Annotated in this window: 15 protein-coding genes; 11 read left to right on the top strand and 4 right to left on the bottom strand. The window is 54.1% G+C overall.

Features of this window, described 5'->3' with window-relative positions; all coding sequences use genetic code 11:
- The first annotated feature begins 51 nt into the window (after positions 1-51).
- From paaB to paaZ, 5 genes are all read left to right on the top strand, one after another.
- Positions 52-333, top strand: coding sequence for a 1,2-phenylacetyl-CoA epoxidase subunit PaaB (gene paaB, locus JFC11_RS05085; protein WP_009723077.1), 282 nt, complete (start codon positions 52-54; stop codon positions 331-333).
- A gap of 11 nt (positions 334-344) precedes the next feature.
- Entirely contained in the window at positions 345-1,169 is an 825-nt protein-coding gene (gene paaC, locus JFC11_RS05080) for a 1,2-phenylacetyl-CoA epoxidase subunit PaaC (RefSeq protein ID WP_198348882.1), read from the top strand.
- Complete coding sequence (gene paaD, locus JFC11_RS05075) at positions 1,153-1,797, top strand: 1,2-phenylacetyl-CoA epoxidase subunit PaaD (RefSeq protein ID WP_232482776.1); 645 nt, start codon at positions 1,153-1,155, stop codon at positions 1,795-1,797. The genes paaC and paaD overlap by 17 nt, the downstream gene beginning before the upstream one ends.
- A 19-nt stretch (positions 1,798-1,816) precedes the next feature.
- Complete coding sequence (gene paaE, locus JFC11_RS05070) at positions 1,817-2,899, top strand: 1,2-phenylacetyl-CoA epoxidase subunit PaaE (protein WP_198348881.1); 1,083 nt, start codon at positions 1,817-1,819, stop codon at positions 2,897-2,899.
- Positions 2,900-2,968: 69 nt separating this feature from the next.
- Positions 2,969-5,011, top strand: a complete 2,043-nt coding sequence (paaZ, locus tag JFC11_RS05065; protein WP_198348880.1) for a phenylacetic acid degradation bifunctional protein PaaZ — start codon at positions 2,969-2,971, stop codon at positions 5,009-5,011.
- 100 nt (positions 5,012-5,111) lie between these two features.
- Here the strand turns inward: paaZ and JFC11_RS05060 are convergent, their stop codons facing one another.
- The 4 genes from JFC11_RS05060 to JFC11_RS05045 all read right to left on the bottom strand — a co-directional run bounded on the left by JFC11_RS05060 (position 5,112) and on the right by JFC11_RS05045 (position 8,893).
- The gene (locus JFC11_RS05060; protein ID WP_198348879.1) at positions 5,112-6,407 is read right to left on the bottom strand and encodes a TRAP transporter large permease; all 1,296 of its coding nucleotides are present in this window, start codon (positions 6,405-6,407) and stop codon (positions 5,112-5,114) included.
- Positions 6,400-6,942 (bottom strand): TRAP transporter small permease, encoded by a 543-nt coding sequence (locus JFC11_RS05055; RefSeq protein WP_038479106.1) that lies wholly within the window; start codon positions 6,940-6,942, stop codon positions 6,400-6,402. The genes JFC11_RS05060 and JFC11_RS05055 overlap by 8 nt, the downstream gene beginning before the upstream one ends.
- 30 nt (positions 6,943-6,972) lie before the next feature.
- Complete coding sequence (locus tag JFC11_RS05050) at positions 6,973-8,046, bottom strand: TRAP transporter substrate-binding protein (protein ID WP_038479109.1); 1,074 nt, start codon at positions 8,044-8,046, stop codon at positions 6,973-6,975.
- A gap of 358 nt (positions 8,047-8,404) precedes the next feature.
- Complete coding sequence (locus JFC11_RS05045; RefSeq protein ID WP_038479112.1) at positions 8,405-8,893, bottom strand: MarR family winged helix-turn-helix transcriptional regulator; 489 nt, start codon at positions 8,891-8,893, stop codon at positions 8,405-8,407.
- Positions 8,894-9,372: 479 nt separating this feature from the next.
- On the opposite strand from JFC11_RS05045, the gene JFC11_RS05040 reads away from it, so the two are divergent.
- The 6 genes from JFC11_RS05040 (at position 9,373) to maiA (ending at position 15,460) form a co-directional block, all read left to right on the top strand.
- Positions 9,373-10,341 carry an MBL fold metallo-hydrolase gene (locus JFC11_RS05040; protein ID WP_038479115.1) on the top strand — a complete coding sequence of 323 codons (969 nt, stop codon included), beginning with the start codon at positions 9,373-9,375 and terminating at the stop codon, positions 10,339-10,341.
- Positions 10,342-10,416: 75 nt separating this feature from the next.
- Positions 10,417-12,147 carry an FAD-dependent oxidoreductase gene (locus JFC11_RS05035; RefSeq protein ID WP_198348878.1) on the top strand — a complete coding sequence of 577 codons (1,731 nt, stop codon included), beginning with the start codon at positions 10,417-10,419 and terminating at the stop codon, positions 12,145-12,147.
- Complete coding sequence (locus tag JFC11_RS05030) at positions 12,134-12,331, top strand: DUF2783 domain-containing protein (RefSeq protein WP_038479120.1); 198 nt, start codon at positions 12,134-12,136, stop codon at positions 12,329-12,331. The genes JFC11_RS05035 and JFC11_RS05030 overlap by 14 nt, the downstream gene beginning before the upstream one ends.
- 85 nt (positions 12,332-12,416) lie before the next feature.
- Positions 12,417-13,724, top strand: a complete 1,308-nt coding sequence (gene hmgA, locus JFC11_RS05025; protein WP_038479123.1) for a homogentisate 1,2-dioxygenase — start codon at positions 12,417-12,419, stop codon at positions 13,722-13,724.
- Between the two features lie 36 nt (positions 13,725-13,760).
- Positions 13,761-14,780 (top strand): fumarylacetoacetate hydrolase family protein, encoded by a 1,020-nt coding sequence (locus JFC11_RS05020; RefSeq protein WP_198348877.1) that lies wholly within the window; start codon positions 13,761-13,763, stop codon positions 14,778-14,780.
- Between the two features lie 35 nt (positions 14,781-14,815).
- On the top strand, positions 14,816-15,460 hold the full coding sequence (maiA, locus tag JFC11_RS05015; RefSeq protein ID WP_198348876.1) for a maleylacetoacetate isomerase: 645 nt from the start codon (positions 14,816-14,818) through the stop codon (positions 15,458-15,460).
- The last annotated feature ends 22 nt before the right edge of the window (positions 15,461-15,482 follow it).

The following is a 15,482-nucleotide window of genomic DNA, read 5'->3' as shown; positions in this document are numbered from 1 at the left end:
TAGAACAATAGGGAGTCTCGCGAGACTCCTATGACCACTGAGGCATCTCTCATGGCTGACTGGCCCCTCTTCGAAGTTTTTATACGCAGCAAGCACGGCCTTAACCACAAGCACGTCGGCAGCGTACACGCCGCTGATCGCAGCATGGCAATCGAAAATGCCCGCGAGCTTTACACCCGTCGTAATGAAGGAGTGAGCATCTGGGTGGTTCCGGCCAGCGAAATCACTGCGTCTTCTCCTGATGAGAAAGAGCCGCTGTTTGACCCGTCTAACGATAAGGTCTATCGCCACGCATCCTTCTACAAACTGCCGAAAGAAGTCGGCCACATGTAAGGGAGGCTGTGATGCAAAACATGGCTCTGAAAAACACTGCTCTGAAAAACATGGCTCAAAAAACACAAGCACCGCTGACCGATTACCTGCTACGCCTTGGCGACAACGCCTTGGTGCTTGGCCAGCGGCACGCACAGCTGTGTGGCAAAGCTCCAGCGTTGGAAGAAGAGCTGGCCTTAATGAATGTAGGGCTCGACCTCTTCGGACAGGCACGCAACTGGCTTGGCTATGCGGCTGAACTGATGGTTGCTGACCTGGTAACTGACAATATCGATGCCGATCATCTGGCCTTTCGCCGCGATGCCCAGGACTTTCGTAATCTGTTGATCACCGAGCAGCCCAACGGTGACTTTGCAGACACCATAGGACGTCAGTTCCTGTTCGATGCTTGGCACGTTCATCTACTTGATGGCTTGGCTGGGTCCAGCGACCCGCGAATTGCCGAAGTGGCTGCTAAATCGCTTAAAGAAGCAACGTACCACCTTCGCCGCTCCTCTGAATGGGTGATTCGCCTGGGCGATGGCACCGAAGAAAGCCACACGCGTATGCAGCGCGCGCTCGACAACCTTTGGCAGTTCACCGGCGAGCTCTTGCAGGTCGACGAGATTGATCAGGCCATGATAGAGGCCGGCATCGCGCCTGATCCTGAGACCATTGCCGCTCGCTGGAAAGCAACGGTGGAAGAGGTGCTTGAGGAAGCCACGCTGGAGCGGCCTTCCTACGACGCCTGGATGTATACCGGCGGCAAAGTCGGACATCACACCGAGCACCTGGGCTTTCTGTTGGCGGAAATGCAATACCTGCCGAGGGCATATCCCGATGCGACCGTCTGGTAACCCACCGCCTGCGCCTGTCATTGATGGACCTATCGATAACAGACCTATCGATAACAGACCTATCGATAACAGGCCTACCGATAACTGGCCTTCAAGTGACTTGATCGGCAGCGACCGTCGCGGGCTGCCACCCGCCGGTGAAAAAGGCGATATCGACGCCGTGCTGGCAGTTTTAGAGCAAGTGCCAGACCCAGAAGTGCCGGTGGTCAGCGTGGTTGAACTGGGAATTGTGCGCGATATCGACTGGGTGGACGATCGGCTGGCGGTCAATGTGACCCCCACCTACTCCGGCTGCCCGGCGACGGAAGTTATCGAACAGCATATTCATGAAGCGTTGGTGGCCGCTGGTTACTCAGACCCGCTGATTCAGCGCCGCCTTTCACCTGCCTGGACCACCGATTGGTTGACCGACACCGGGCGTGAAAAATTGCGCGCTTACGGCATCGCGCCGCCGGTGGGAAGTGCTAGCAAACGCAGCCTGACGGGCCAGTCTGACCCGGTAGTGCCCTGCCCTTTATGTGGCAGCAACACAACCGAACGCGTCAGCGAATTCGGCTCTACGGCTTGCAAGGCGCTCTACCGCTGCCGCGATTGCCTGGAGCCTTTCGACTATTTCAAGTGTCTGTAAAACGACGAGACCATTTCCCATGAGCCGATTTCACGCCTTGACCGTCAAGGATGTACGCAAGGAAACCCATGATGCCGTTTCCATTGCTTTCGATATTCCCGACGATCTGCTGGACGCCTTTCGCTTTACCCAAGGCCAGTACCTGACACTGCGCCGCGACATCGAAGGTGAGGATGTCCGCCGCTCATATTCAATCTGCACCGGCGTCCACGAACACGAGCTAAGAGTCGCCGTCAAGCTAGTCCCAGGTGGTAGCTTCTCCACCTTTGCCAACCAGCAATTGCAGCCTGGGGAGCAATTGGAAGTGATGCCACCACAGGGCAAGTTCTTCGTGCCTCTCGACCCCAGTCGTGAAGGGCACTATCTGGCGGTGACCGCAGGCAGTGGCGTCACCCCCATCATGTCGATTGTTTCCACTACGTTGGAAAGCGAGCCGAAAAGTCGTTTTACCGTGATTTATGGCAACCGCTCTACCACGGGCACGCTGTTTCGCGAACGTCTGCAGGATCTCAAGGATCGTTATCTCGAACGCCTTAATATCATTTACGTGTTCAGCCGCGAGCAGCAGGAAATCGATCTTTACAATGGTCGTATCGATGCCGATAAGTGCAATGCCCTGTTTGACCGTTGGGTAGACGTACCCAAGCTCGATGCTGCGTTTATCTGTGGCCCGCAAGAGATGACCGAGATCGTGCGTGATGTCCTGACTCAACATGGAATGCCAAAGGAGAAGGTGCACTTCGAGCTGTTCACCACTGGGCTGCCGACAGCGGGCGCCAAGCGCCGCCAGGCAGCCAGAGCTGGTCAACTTGAGGCTGAAACTTCGCATATCAAGGTGATTATCGACGGCCGCACCATCGAATATAACCTGTCCCGCAATACCCAAAACATTTTGGACGCGGGTAACGAGCACGGCGCCGACCTGCCGTTCTCATGCAAGGCGGGCGTGTGTTCCACCTGCAAATCAAAAGTCATCGAAGGTGAGGTGGAAATGGACGCCAATTACGCCTTGGAAGATTACGAAATAGATGCCGGCTACGTACTGTCCTGCCAGTGCTATCCGATCAGTGACAAAGTGGTGCTCGATTTTGACGAGGTATAACCCCTAGTCCACCTACTTCCAAGCCGGCGACTGCGTCGGCTTTGTTTATGTTGTACGGGAGAACACGCAATGCCAGTTTTGCAAAGTTACATCGCAGGCCAGTGGCTCGGACAAACCGAGTCCAAAGCCCTTATCAGCGCCATCAACGGCACCACCGTTGCGCATACTCACCAAGAAGAGATCAATTTCCGCGAAGCGGTGGCGTACGCCCGCAACACCGGCGTGAAGAACATTCTGGCGCTGGATTTTCAGCAGCGGGCCGCCATTCTTAAGGCGCTGGCCGCCTATATCCAAGAGCGTAAGCGTGAGCTCTATGCCATCTCTCACCACACCGGCTGCACCAAGGCCGACTCCTGGATCGACATCGACGGCGGTTTCGGCACCCTGTTTACCTACGCTTCCACGGGCCGCAAGGAACTGCCCTCAGGCAATGTGGCCCACGAAGGCCCAGTGACCCAATTAGGCAAAGAGAACCACTTCAACGGCACCCACATTCTGGTACCCCGCCGCGGCGTCTCGGTGCATATTAATGCGTTCAACTTCCCTATCTGGGGTATGTTGGAGAAGTTCGCGCCCGCCTTTCTGGCAGGCATGCCGTGTATCTTCAAACCGGCAACGGCGACGAGCTACTTAACCGAAGCAGCCGTACGCGTCATCAACGATTCTGGCCTGCTGCCGGAAGGTGCGCTGCAACTAGTGATCGGTGGAGCCGGTGACCTACTCGACCACCTGGAAGAGCAGGACTTTGTCACCTTTACCGGCTCGGCAAGCACTGCCCTAATGCTGAAAAGCCACCCTAACATCATGGCCAAGAGCATTCCGTTTAACGCCGAGGCGGACTCGCTCAACAGCGCCATTATGGCGCCAGATGTAAGTCCTGAAGACGAAGAGTTCGAGATTTTTGCCAAAGAAGTGGTCAAGGAGATGACCGCCAAGTCAGGCCAGAAATGCACCGCGATCCGCCGAATTTTAGTGCCTGCCGAGCATCTCGATGCATTGGCAGACACAATCACGGCGCGCCTTGCCAACATCGTCGTCGGTGATCCTCATCAAGAAGGCGTGCGCATGGGCGCACTCTCTTCCCGTGACCAGTTGAGAGACGTGAATCATGCGATCGAACAGCTGCTGGAAACTAGTGAGTGCGTCTTTGGCAGAGACGGCAGCTTCAAACCTGTCGGCCAGGAGGTGGAAAACGGCGCGTTCATCTCTCCTCACTTACTGATCAACCGCAACCCACTGAACGACGGTGGTGCGCACGACATCGAAGCTTTCGGTCCCGTCGCGACGCTAATGCCCTACAACGGCATCGACGAAGCTTTAACCATCGCCGCCAAAGGCAAGGGCAGCCTAGTAACCACGCTGACCACCAAAGACCCCGCCATTGCTGCTAAAATGATCCCCGTGCTGGCCGCCCAGCATGGCCGCTTGCAGATTCTGGATGCCCAGGCAGCCAAGGAGTCCACTGGTCACGGCTCTCCGCTACCGATGCTCAAGCATGGCGGCCCCGGCCGCGCAGGCGGCGGCGAAGAGCTCGGCGGTATTCGTGCTGTTCACCATTACCTACAACGCACCGCCATTCAGGGCTCTCCGACCATGCTCGCGGCCGTCACAGGGGAGTATGTGCGTGGCGCGAAGGTGATCGAGAACGATATCCACCCGTTCCGCCGCCATTTCGACGACCTGCAGGTTGGCGAGTCACTGTTAACCCACCGCCGCACCGTCACTGAAGCCGATATCGTCAATTTTGGCTGCCTTTCCGGCGACCACTTTTATATGCACTTCGACGATATTGCCGCGAAAGAGACCCAATTTGGCCAACGCATTGCCCACGGCTACTTTGTACTGTCGGCAGCCGCTGGCTTGTTCGTTTACCCAGGTGAAGGCCCGGTACTAGCTAACTACGGCTTGGATACACTGCGCTTTATTACACCGGTGCTGGTTGGCGACACTATCCGCGCTCGCCTCACCTGTAAGCGCAAGATTGATCAGGGACGAACTTCTCCCGACGGACACCCGCAAGGCGTGGTGATGTGGGACGTCGCGGTGACCAATCAACATGATGAGCTGGTCGCAAGCTATGACATTCTAACGCTGGTCGCGAAGCGGCAGTAACGGCTCAGCCTAATAGCCAGACATAAAAGCAAGGCAAAAAAAATGACAGGGCAAACGCCCTGTCATCTTTTTGTATCGTACGAAAGTTAATAAAACCGTTTTAATACAGCAGTCGTGGTAGGAACAGCACGATGGCGGGGAAGATAAGCACCAACAACGCACGTATGGTACCCGCAACCCAGAAAGGGGTGACGCCACGGAAGATTGTGCCTGTGGATACGTCCGGCAATACGGCTCGCAATACGAACACGTTCATACCCACGGGAGGTGTTATCAGGCTAATCTCGATAACGATAACGACCAGAATGCCAAACCACACCAAGTCGTAACCTAACCCCGCCACTACCGGGAAAAATACCGGTACGGTGAGCAGCAGCATCGACATACTTTCAAACACGCAGCCCAGTACGACATAGATCGCGATAATCACCAGGATGACCACAAAAGGCGCAACATTCAGGCCATTAACCAGTGCTAGCAGGTCGCCAGGCAGCCCCGCACGGTTGATGAAGTTGGCGAAAATCAGCGCCGTTAGTACCACGGCAAACAGCATCGCGGTGGTGCGCACGGTGTCCATTAACACGTTCATTAACACTTGTGGGGTCAGTGCCCGACGCATTAGCGCGATTAAGAAAGCGCCCATTGCACCGATACCGGCCGCCTCAGTGGGCGTAAACACCCCGAGGTAAATACCGCCAATCACCAGTACAAACAGTGCTAGCGTACTGCCTACGCTTTTTAGCGCCTTGATCCGTTCTGGCCATGGCACTTTCTCTGCCGCAGGGCCAGCGGTGGGGTCACGCCAAAGCACCCACTTGATGGCACCAATATAAAGAAAGATGCCAAGAATGCCGGGGATAAAGCCAGCGGCAAAAAGCTCGCGGATACTGGTTTCGGTCAGGATCCCATAAATCACCAGCATGACGCTGGGTGGTATCAAGATACCCAAGGTGCCACCCGCCGCGATGGAAGCGGCAGCCAGTGAATCCTTATAGCCATATTTGCGCATTTGCGGCATGGCGACTCGGCCCATGGTGGCACACGTCGCTAAGCTCGATCCGCATATCGCGCTAAAACCACCGCAAGCGACAATTGTCGCCATTGCCTGACCACCCTTACGGTGACCTAGAAAACCATTTGATGCTCGAAACAAGGCATCGGACAGGCCTGCATGAGAAACAAAGTTACCCATTAGAATGAATAATGGAATCACCGACAGGCCATAATCCATGGCGGTGTCTACTACCCGGCGCGCCGCCATTGCTTCAGCAGCATTCCAGTTACCCGTTAATAGATAGAACCCGGCGAAACCAACGATCCCCATCGCGAACGCCAGTGGCACACGCAGGAACACAAGTATTAACAATACTGCGAAACCGTACAACGCTTCAGTCATGGGGCTCTCCTATACTCAATGGGCCACCTTTTTCGATTACCTTAAGCCCCTCAAGCAAATAGAAACCGGCTCGTATAAGGGTCAGTAGTGCTGAAAGCGCGAGCATGATAGCGATCAGTCCGATCAGGTAGCCCCGCGGTATGCGCAGAAACTCCGTCACATCTCCCCATGAGAAGGCACGCTCTGCCAGCGCCCATACACGCTGCGCCATCAACCACAAAGCTGCCGTCACTATCAGGTTAACGATCACTTCACGTAGCCAGATAAGTTTTGCAGGAAATACCGCATCGAGCAGATCAACACTGACATGCTCTTGACGCCAGCAAACGACTGGCAGCGAGAGAAATACCAATGCCGCCAGCATTAGCTGGGTTAATTCAACAGCCCCTAGAATGGGGGAATTAAAAAAGTAGCGGCCGCCTACGTCAGCAGTGGTCAACAGCATCATGCCAAAGAGGGTAGCGCCAGCCACCCCCTCTAATGTCAGCTGCAGAACCCGACTAACGCGCGTAGCACGTGCCATTTGGGTTTGCATGGTCACTCTCCATCTAGCGCCAGTGGGGATTTACTTTGCGTCGTCTGGTACTAATTCGTCTGGCACTAGACTGCTAACGCTCTCTTCTTCCGCTGCAGCAACGAGTTGCTCACGATAGAACTCGATAGCGGCCATCGCATCCACGTTACGGTTCTCTGAAACAGACTCAGCCCACTCAGCAATCATGCTGTCACTCATGCTTTTCAGCGTATTGAGATCTTCGTCACCGAGTTTGGTAAAGGTATGGCCAAGCTCTTCGGCAAAGTCGACGCCCCGGACATCCACGACATCCATCATGTAACCGAACAGACGCGACAAGCGCTCACCAGAGACGGATTCAACGGCTTCACGATCTTCGGGCGACATTTCATCCCAGATCATCGGGTTGACGACGATAGTGAAGCTGCCGCGGTAGAAACCGCCGTCTACCGTGAGGGTGTAGGGGAAAATCTCTGCGACACGGAAGCTGCGCAGCCCTTCAGGAACAAGCATGGCCCCATCGATGACGCCCTGAGAACCTGCTTCATAAACGCCTGTGGGCGGCAATGCGACACCGGTTAGCTCTAGGGCATTGGAGAGATCGCCCATCACGCCACCGCCAACCCGAATGCGCTTACCTTTAAGGTCTTCTAAGGTTTCATACTGCTCGCTGCTGAAGATCCAGCCAGGCCCGTGGACACCGGCAGCAACAACATCTACACCACGATGTTCACCAGCGGCTGCCAGGTACTCTTGGTGCGTGTGCCAATAGGCACTGGAGGCATTTTCTGATGAGAACTCTTGAAAGGTAGGAAACTCCGGCAGCTTGGTTAACTGAAAGCGGCCAGTGTTATAGCCGTGAAAAACCCAGGTAGCATCAGCGATACCATCGGCGACCATCTCCATTTGTGACGCTGGGGGTCCCATATCATGTATCACGTCTACGGTTACGCGACCTTCTGTTGCCTCTTCAATCCACGCTTTCCACGTAGGCCATACAATGGTGTTGATGCCGTGATTAGGGCCCGCCCAGGTACTCACGGTGATGGTCGTTTGCGCCAAGGCGGTGGTGCTCAGCGTTGCAGCGGCGATAGCGCCAATCATCAGGTTTGTTGTTTTATTCACTTTTCTTTCCTCTGGTCGTCACGAAGTGGAAGCGCAAAACATGATACTTTATTTTTATCTTTTACAAATCTAGTGAATCACGTTATTTATCACAATGCCTGCAGATACGTGGATCATGCAACGACCCATCGACTAATAGATGTTAATACTTAAGTATTAATCTTGATATAATTATTAATTTACAAATAGTTATATAAAAAATGGCCGCCTTCCTAAGTCATTACCAACGGCTATTAGAAGATCATTTAGAGCCCATGTTTTGTTACAAAAATCACATCATTATTGATATCAATGACACGCCTCTGACGGAATATGGGCACTTTCTACTATCTTGGCTGGTCTTTCCTGTGTCTCGCTTTTAACCAATTCTCTCCAACTGGCGCTCAAGCTTGCGCATGGTATTGAGCAAGTCACGATATTCGCCAACGCTTAGGGTCGATACCAGATCGGCTTCCCACGCCTGAGCTTCAGGTACTAACTTATTAAGCAGCTCTTGCCCTGCATCTGTCAGATGTAAGTCATGCAGTCGCTGGTCTTGCTGGGATGGCATGCGGCTTATCAGTCCACGTTCTTCCAGCGACTGAATAGCCCGAGACACGCGCGCCTTATCCATGTTGGTGTAGGCACACACCTTCTTAGCGGTTAAATCATCACAGTGGCTAAGCCACGCAAGTACACGCCACTGGGCAATGTTGAGCTCATAAGACTCGGCATATAGCTTCTCTAACGCCTGACTGATGCGGTCAGCTAAGCGGTTAAGCTGATAGGGTAAAAATTGGTTGAGATCCAGCTCTGCCCTGGCTGAAGACTCCTGAGGCGCATCGCTTGCGGCTTTATCCATCGTCATTGTGTTTCTCCTAGAGCCACCGTTTAATCAGGGGTGGTGATGATAAAAATCAGCACCATAGCTGGGAATATGGGCACCAGCAACGCGCCTATCATACTGACCACCTTGAGGAAGAGAGTCCTCTTAGCTCCATCCAATAACGCTGTTTCGAATAAAACGACTCACCGTTTACTCGCCTTTATCAAACAAAAATGTCATCAGCGTTAGGTTGCCAACGCTCAGGTCTAGCCCTGTCAGAATAAGCCAAAACAGTGCCGACAGATACTCTCTCATGCAACTAATTTACCGATTTTAATTATTATACTTAGGTATTAGTTTGCAATAGTCGTCTGATTTATTGAGAGTTATTGTCTAATTCATGCATAAGGACGCCTGGTCCGCCTATGGAGTACTGGACATTTAGTTTCATTAGAAACTATCCTCCTAACATACAACATTCCAATAAACACCTGAACCACCCTGTTAGCACCGGAGATACCATGAGTAAGAAATTCGCGTCCCATGCCGATACCGAAGAGAAACAGATCAGTTTCACCAAGCTGGCAGAGGGGCTCTATGCTTACACGGCCGAAGGTGACCCCAATACGGGCATAGTGATTGGCGATGACAGCGTAATGGTCATCGACACCCAGGCAACCCCCATCATGGCCCAGGACGTTATCCGCCGTATCCGCGAGGTAACTGACCTACCGATTAAGCATGTGGTCATGAGCCACTACCATGCGGTGCGTGTACTTGGGGCTTCTGCATATAACGCTGAGAATATCTACGCAAGCCAGAATACCTATGACCTAATTGTCGAGCGTGGCCAGCAAGACTATGAATCAGAAGTCGGCCGCTTCCCGCGCCTGTTCAAAGGGGTCGATTCTGTCCCTGGTTTAACCTGGCCAACTACTGTCTTCCAGGAAAAACTGACCGTCTTCATGGGTGAGCGCGAGGTACAGATCATCCACCTGGGCCGCGGACACACCAAGGGCGACACCATCGTCTGGTTACCGAAAGAAAAAGTGATGTTTGCCGGTGACCTCGTTGAGTATGGCGCTACCCCATACACCGGCGATGCTTACCATGAGGACTGGCCTACAACACTTGATCGCTTACAGGCCATGCAGCCCCAGAAGCTCGTTCCCGGCCGTGGCGATGCGCTGCAAACTGCCGAACAGTGCCAGGAAGCCATTCAAGGCACCCGCGACTTCTTGAATGATATGTATGGAAGCGTCAAAGCCGGTAAGGCGGCGGGTAAATCACTCTCCGAGTGCTACGCAGAGACCTACGCGGTTCTGAAACCGAAGTATGGCCACTGGGTCATCTTCGATCACTGTGTGCCTTTCGATATCACTCGCTGCTATGACGAAGCAGGTGGCGAATACCCTGATCCACGTATCTGGACAGCAGAGCGCGATACCGCTATGTGGCACTCCCTGCAGGACGCCGTCGAAAATCAGTAAGTGCTTACTAGAGACACCCACTGATCATGCCCAGCTGTCGGGTGTAATGCACCCGACGCTGTAGGGGAGCAATAGATGCCAACAACCTATAAAAATCCTGTCTATCCTTACCGACGCCCGTCTGAACTTGATGTTCAAGACGTTCGCCATTACCCAGTGGTGATTGTCGGTGCCGGACCTAGCGGCCTCGCTGCCGCCATCGATTTGGCTAAGCAGGGCATTCACTCAATTGTCCTGGACGATAACAACACCGTTAGCGTGGGGTCGCGAGCGCTATGTTTTGCCAAGCGATCACTGGAAATTATTGACCGCTTAGGGTGCGTCGAGCCGATGCTTGAAAAAGGCGTCACTTGGCAACATGGCCGCGTTTTCTTTCAGGATCGTGAGGTCTATGACTTCAACCTGCTGCCAGAAGATGGCCACCGCATTCCCGCCTTTATCAACTTGCAGCAGTATTACTTTGAAGAGTTTCTGGTCAACCGCGCCCACGACTTTGCTAAGCAAATTGATCTTCGCTGGAAACATAAGGTCATTGATGTCGATGCTCAGCCTGACAGCACCGCCCTCACAGTCTCGACTCAGGATGGTGATTACTCGCTGACCTGTGACTATCTGCTTGTCTCGGATGGTGCCAACAGTCGCATCCGCGACATGCTCGGCCTTGAGTGCAAAGGCCAAGTATTTCAAGACCGCTTCCTGATCGCTGATGTGGTGATGAAGGCTGACTTCCCGACAGAGCGCTGGTTCTGGTTTGATCCGCCCTTCCATCCCAACCAATCGGTGCTGCTGCACAAAGAACCAGACAATGTGTGGCGTATCGACTTCCAGCTAGGCTGGGACGCTGACCCGGAAGAAGAAAAGAAAGAAGAGAACATTCGCCCACGCGTGCAAGCAATGCTTGGCCAGGATGTGGAGTTTGAGCTTGAGTGGGCCAGTGTCTACACCTTCCGCTGCCGTAAGATGGATAACTTCATTCATCACAGCGTGATATTTATGGGCGACGCCGCTCATCAGGTATCCCCCTTTGGTGCCAGAGGTGCCAACGGCGCCCTGCAGGGGGTGGAAAACTTAGCCTGGAAACTGGCGCGCGTTCTCAAAGCCCAGGCGCCGAAAGTACTATTGTCCACGTATAACACCGAGCGCCAGCACGGCGCGGCAGAAAACCTGCTTAACTCTACCCGTGCCACTGACTTTATTACCCCAAAGAGCCATATCAGCCAAGTATTCCGCGATGTGACGTTGGAACTGGCGGAGAAACATGCCTTCGCACGCAGCCTAGTCAACAGCGGCCGCCTTTCCATGCCGTGTCGCTATGACAGCTCACCGCTTAATACGCCCGATGCTGATGGTGGCCCAAGCGAGGTGCGCCCTGGCAGCCCAACCAAAGACGCGCCTATTCGATTGAGCGAACAGAACGCCTGGCTACTCAATCAGTTTGGTAATGACTTTACGTTACTGCTTGACGGCCGCGTTGAGGATGAGCATGCCGCCACATTATTCAAAGACCTGGGTGTCCTGCTAGACCGCTGCCTTGATGTAAACCTAGTGATCGTTGGCCCCACGCCACATGTGCTTAGCACGTTACCGCGCACTACCGTCGTGGATGATGTTGAAGGGTTAGTGACGCAACGCTACGGCCTGAAAGCTGGTGGTGGATACCTTATCCGTCCTGACCAGCACATTGCTGCTCGCTGGCACGCTATCACTGCCCACCAGGTTGAAGACGCATTATACCGCGCGTTGGGCGTTTATCTTGCGGGTGCCGCTGACACTACTTTCCAGGAAAGTTGCCATGCAAAGGCTTGAACTGAACCCCAATTTCACTGATCCGGACGCCTTTTACGCTGCGCTCACCGCGCTACATCGCGACCGCAGCGAGGCAGAGAGCGAGCGCATCAATGCGCGCCTGATCCTGTTACTGGCTAATCATATCGGCGACCAAACCGTGCTTGAAGAAGCGATTTCTCATGCGGTTGGTGATGGCGATTAATCGCCGCGTCTTAGATCTATAAAAAGATAGGTCTATAAAAAGATAGCTTTATTTAAGTAACGTTCAAACAAAGCGGGTCTTAACAATGACTGAACAATTGAAGTATCAAAATGGCTTTCATAATCACTTTTCAAGCGAAGCGCTGCCGGGTGCACTGCCGATTGGGCAAAACTCACCGCAAAAGTGCGCTTACGGCTTATACGCAGAACAACTCACTGGTTCAGCATTCACTGCGCCCCGGCATCAAAACTTTCGTAGCTGGCTTTACCGCATTCGCCCTTCGGTTGTTCAGAGCGCGTATCAGCCACTGGAAAATAACAACGTACACACAGCCCCGCTAGACAAGCCCGCAGCGGACCCTAACCAAATGCGCTGGGATCCCGTTTCGATACCGGATGCACCGACTGATTTTATCGATGGCTTGTTTACCATTGCAGTCAACGGGGATGCGGGAACCCAAGCTGGCGTGGGCGTACATGTCTATACATTCAATAAAGACATGACCGAGCGGTTTTTCTACAACGCTGACGGGGAACTGCTCTTCGTTCCGCAGATGGGGGCTATTCGTCTACGCACCGAGTTTGGTGAACTCGAGATCGATAACGGTGAGATTGCCGTTATTCCTCGCGGTGTGAAGTTCCAAGTGCGTAAAGCACAGGGTGTTGACGCTGCGCGGGGGTATATTTGTGAGAACTACGGCAGCCCTCTAGAACTGCCCGGCCTCGGCCCCATCGGGGCTAACGGTTTAGCCAACCCGCGTGACTTCCAAAGCCCGGTGGCAGCTTATGAAGACCTGGAAGGTGATTACCGTTTAGTCGCTAAGTTCTCTGGCCGTTTCTGGGAAACAAAGCTTAACCATTCGCCGTTAGATGTAGTGGCTTGGCACGGTAACTGCGCGCCGTATAAATATAATCTCGCCAACTTTAACACCATTAATACGGTGAGCTTCGACCATCCGGATCCGTCAATCTTCACCGTATTAACGTCACCCTCCGATACGCCGGGAATGGCCAATCTTGATTTTGTGATCTTCCCGCCGCGCTGGATGGTTGCCGAGAACACCTTCAGGCCGCCCTGGTTCCATCGCAACCTGATGAGCGAGTTTATGGGGCTTATTCATGGCGAATACGATGCGAAAGCGGAAGGCTTCACTCCGGGCGGTGCCAGTCTGCACAACTCTATGTCACCACACGGCCCGGATGCTGAAACATTTGAGAAAGCTTCCAACGCTGAGCTGAAGCCACAGTTCCTGGGGGATACGCTGGCCTTCATGTTTGAAAGCCGCTACTTCTTCCACCCAACCCCTGCGGCTCTGGATGCTGACTTCCGCCAACGTGACTATGTGGATGTTTGGTCAACGCTGCGTTCGCACTTCAACCCAAACCAGCCCTAAAACTTATCGCCCCCTGACGACAAGGATTGAATGCCCATGAAACTTGCAACACTTAACAAAGGCCGCGACGGCGAACTTATCATCGTCTCCCGTGACCTCTCACGCGCGGTGAGCGCTGTTGATATTGCTCCCACGCTTCAGGCGGCCCTTGAAAGCTGGGAAGCCGTTAGCCCTCAACTCGAAGAACGCTACGCACAACTGAATAGTGGTGATGTCGAAGGTGCCTTTGAGCTTGACCAGCGTGCCCTGCACTCCCCGTTACCGCGTGCCTATCAGTGGGCCGACGGCTCCGCCTATCTGAACCATGTCCAGCTGGTACGTCAGGCGCGTAATGCCGAGATGCCCGAAACCTTCTGGACCGATCCGCTTATGTACCAGGGCGGTAGCGACTGCTTCCTGGCGCCCACCGAAGATATCGAGGCGGTGAGTGAAGAGCATGGCATCGACTTTGAAGGTGAGATTGCGGTCATTACCGATGACGTGCCGATGGCTGTCACCCCCGAGGAAGCCGCCAAGCACATTAAACTAATAATGCTGGTTAACGATGTCAGCCTGCGCGGCCTGATTCCAGGCGAACTGGCGAAGGGCTTCGGCTTTTTCCAAGCCAAGCCTGCCTCTGCTTTTTCGCCCATCGCGGTGACCCCAGATGAATTAGGCGATGCTTGGCAAGAAGGCAAAGTGCACCTGCCGCTGACCGTGCACCTGAATGACGAGAAGTTTGGCGAGCCAGAAGCCGGGCCAGATATGATTTTCAGCTTCCCACAGTTGGTTGCCCATGCAGCTAAAACCCGCTACCTCGGCGCGGGCGCTGTGATTGGCTCTGGCACGGTTTCCAACCCAGACCCCCACGGCGGCCCTGGAAAGCCAGTGGCTGACGGCGGCGTCGGCTATAGCTGCTTGGCCGAAGTACGTATGGTCGAGCAGATACTGTACGGCCAGGTGAAAACTCCCTTTATGCGCTTTGGCGACCGGGTACGCATCGAGATGTTTGACCGCGATGGTAACAACGTATTTGGTACCATCGATCAGCAAGTCGTAAAGTACCAGTCCAAATAAAAGCAATATGAGAAAGACAACATAAGGAAGGCAACATGACGACGCTCTACGGCTATTTCCGCTCGTCGGCTGCTTACCGGGTGCGGATCGCCTTAAACCTGAAAGGCCTGGACTACGATCAGGTTCCGGTCAATTTGGTGAAAGGCGAGCAGCGGGGTGGCGAGCACCTAACTCGCAACCCTCAGGGGATGGTGCCTAGCCTGGTACTGGACGATAGCTCAGTAGTTAACCAGTCGCTGGCGATCTGCGAGTATCTCGATGAGGTACACCCCAAGCCTTCGCTGCTACCGGCTGATGCCTTAGCGCGCGCAAGGGTTCGTGCGCTTGCCCTGTCGGTGGCTTGCGAGATTCACCCACTCAACAACCTGCGGGTGCTCAAGTATCTCGTCAGTGAACTGGGGGTGGATGAGGCGGCCAAGTTAGCCTGGTATCGCCACTGGATTACCGAGGGCTTCGCAGCCCTGGAAGCGACGCTCTCTACTGACCCCAGCAGCGGCGACTTTTGCCATGGCGACACCCCAACGCTTGCGGATATCTGCCTGATTCCACAGGTGTATAACGCAGAGCGCTTCGAGTGCGATTTGTCAGCCTACCCGACGATCCAGCGTATCGCTGCCAATTGTCGTTCGCTGCCAGCCTTCGAAAAAGCCGCCCCCGGAGCACAGCCTGACGCCAACTAAGCTGAAGCCAAGCCCAATAAAG

Origin of the sequence: Vreelandella alkaliphila (genome assembly GCF_016107625.1) — a bacterium.
Classification (GTDB): Bacteria; Pseudomonadota; Gammaproteobacteria; order Pseudomonadales; family Halomonadaceae; genus Vreelandella; species Vreelandella alkaliphila.
The sequence above is the reverse complement of the archived record's forward strand: the minus strand, read 5'-3'. Positions and strand labels throughout refer to the sequence as shown.

Coding starts and splice junctions, on each gene's coding strand:
- JFC11_RS05035 (WP_198348878.1), top strand. CDS start 10,417: ATGCCAACAACCTATAAAAATCCTGTCTATCCTTACCGACGCCCGTCT.
- paaD (WP_232482776.1), top strand. CDS start 1,153: ATGCGACCGTCTGGTAACCCACCGCCTGCGCCTGTCATTGATGGACCT.
- paaZ (WP_198348880.1), top strand. CDS start 2,969: ATGCCAGTTTTGCAAAGTTACATCGCAGGCCAGTGGCTCGGACAAACC.
- maiA (WP_198348876.1), top strand. CDS start 14,816: ATGACGACGCTCTACGGCTATTTCCGCTCGTCGGCTGCTTACCGGGTG.
- JFC11_RS05045 (WP_038479112.1), bottom strand. CDS start 8,893: ATGACGATGGATAAAGCCGCAAGCGATGCGCCTCAGGAGTCTTCAGCC.
- JFC11_RS05030 (WP_038479120.1), top strand. CDS start 12,134: ATGCAAAGGCTTGAACTGAACCCCAATTTCACTGATCCGGACGCCTTT.
- paaC (WP_198348882.1), top strand. CDS start 345: ATGCAAAACATGGCTCTGAAAAACACTGCTCTGAAAAACATGGCTCAA.
- JFC11_RS05055 (WP_038479106.1), bottom strand. CDS start 6,942: ATGCAAACCCAAATGGCACGTGCTACGCGCGTTAGTCGGGTTCTGCAG.
- hmgA (WP_038479123.1), top strand. CDS start 12,417: ATGACTGAACAATTGAAGTATCAAAATGGCTTTCATAATCACTTTTCA.
- JFC11_RS05020 (WP_198348877.1), top strand. CDS start 13,761: ATGAAACTTGCAACACTTAACAAAGGCCGCGACGGCGAACTTATCATC.
- JFC11_RS05060 (WP_198348879.1), bottom strand. CDS start 6,407: ATGACTGAAGCGTTGTACGGTTTCGCAGTATTGTTAATACTTGTGTTC.
- JFC11_RS05040 (WP_038479115.1), top strand. CDS start 9,373: ATGAGTAAGAAATTCGCGTCCCATGCCGATACCGAAGAGAAACAGATC.
- paaB (WP_009723077.1), top strand. CDS start 52: ATGGCTGACTGGCCCCTCTTCGAAGTTTTTATACGCAGCAAGCACGGC.
- paaE (WP_198348881.1), top strand. CDS start 1,817: ATGAGCCGATTTCACGCCTTGACCGTCAAGGATGTACGCAAGGAAACC.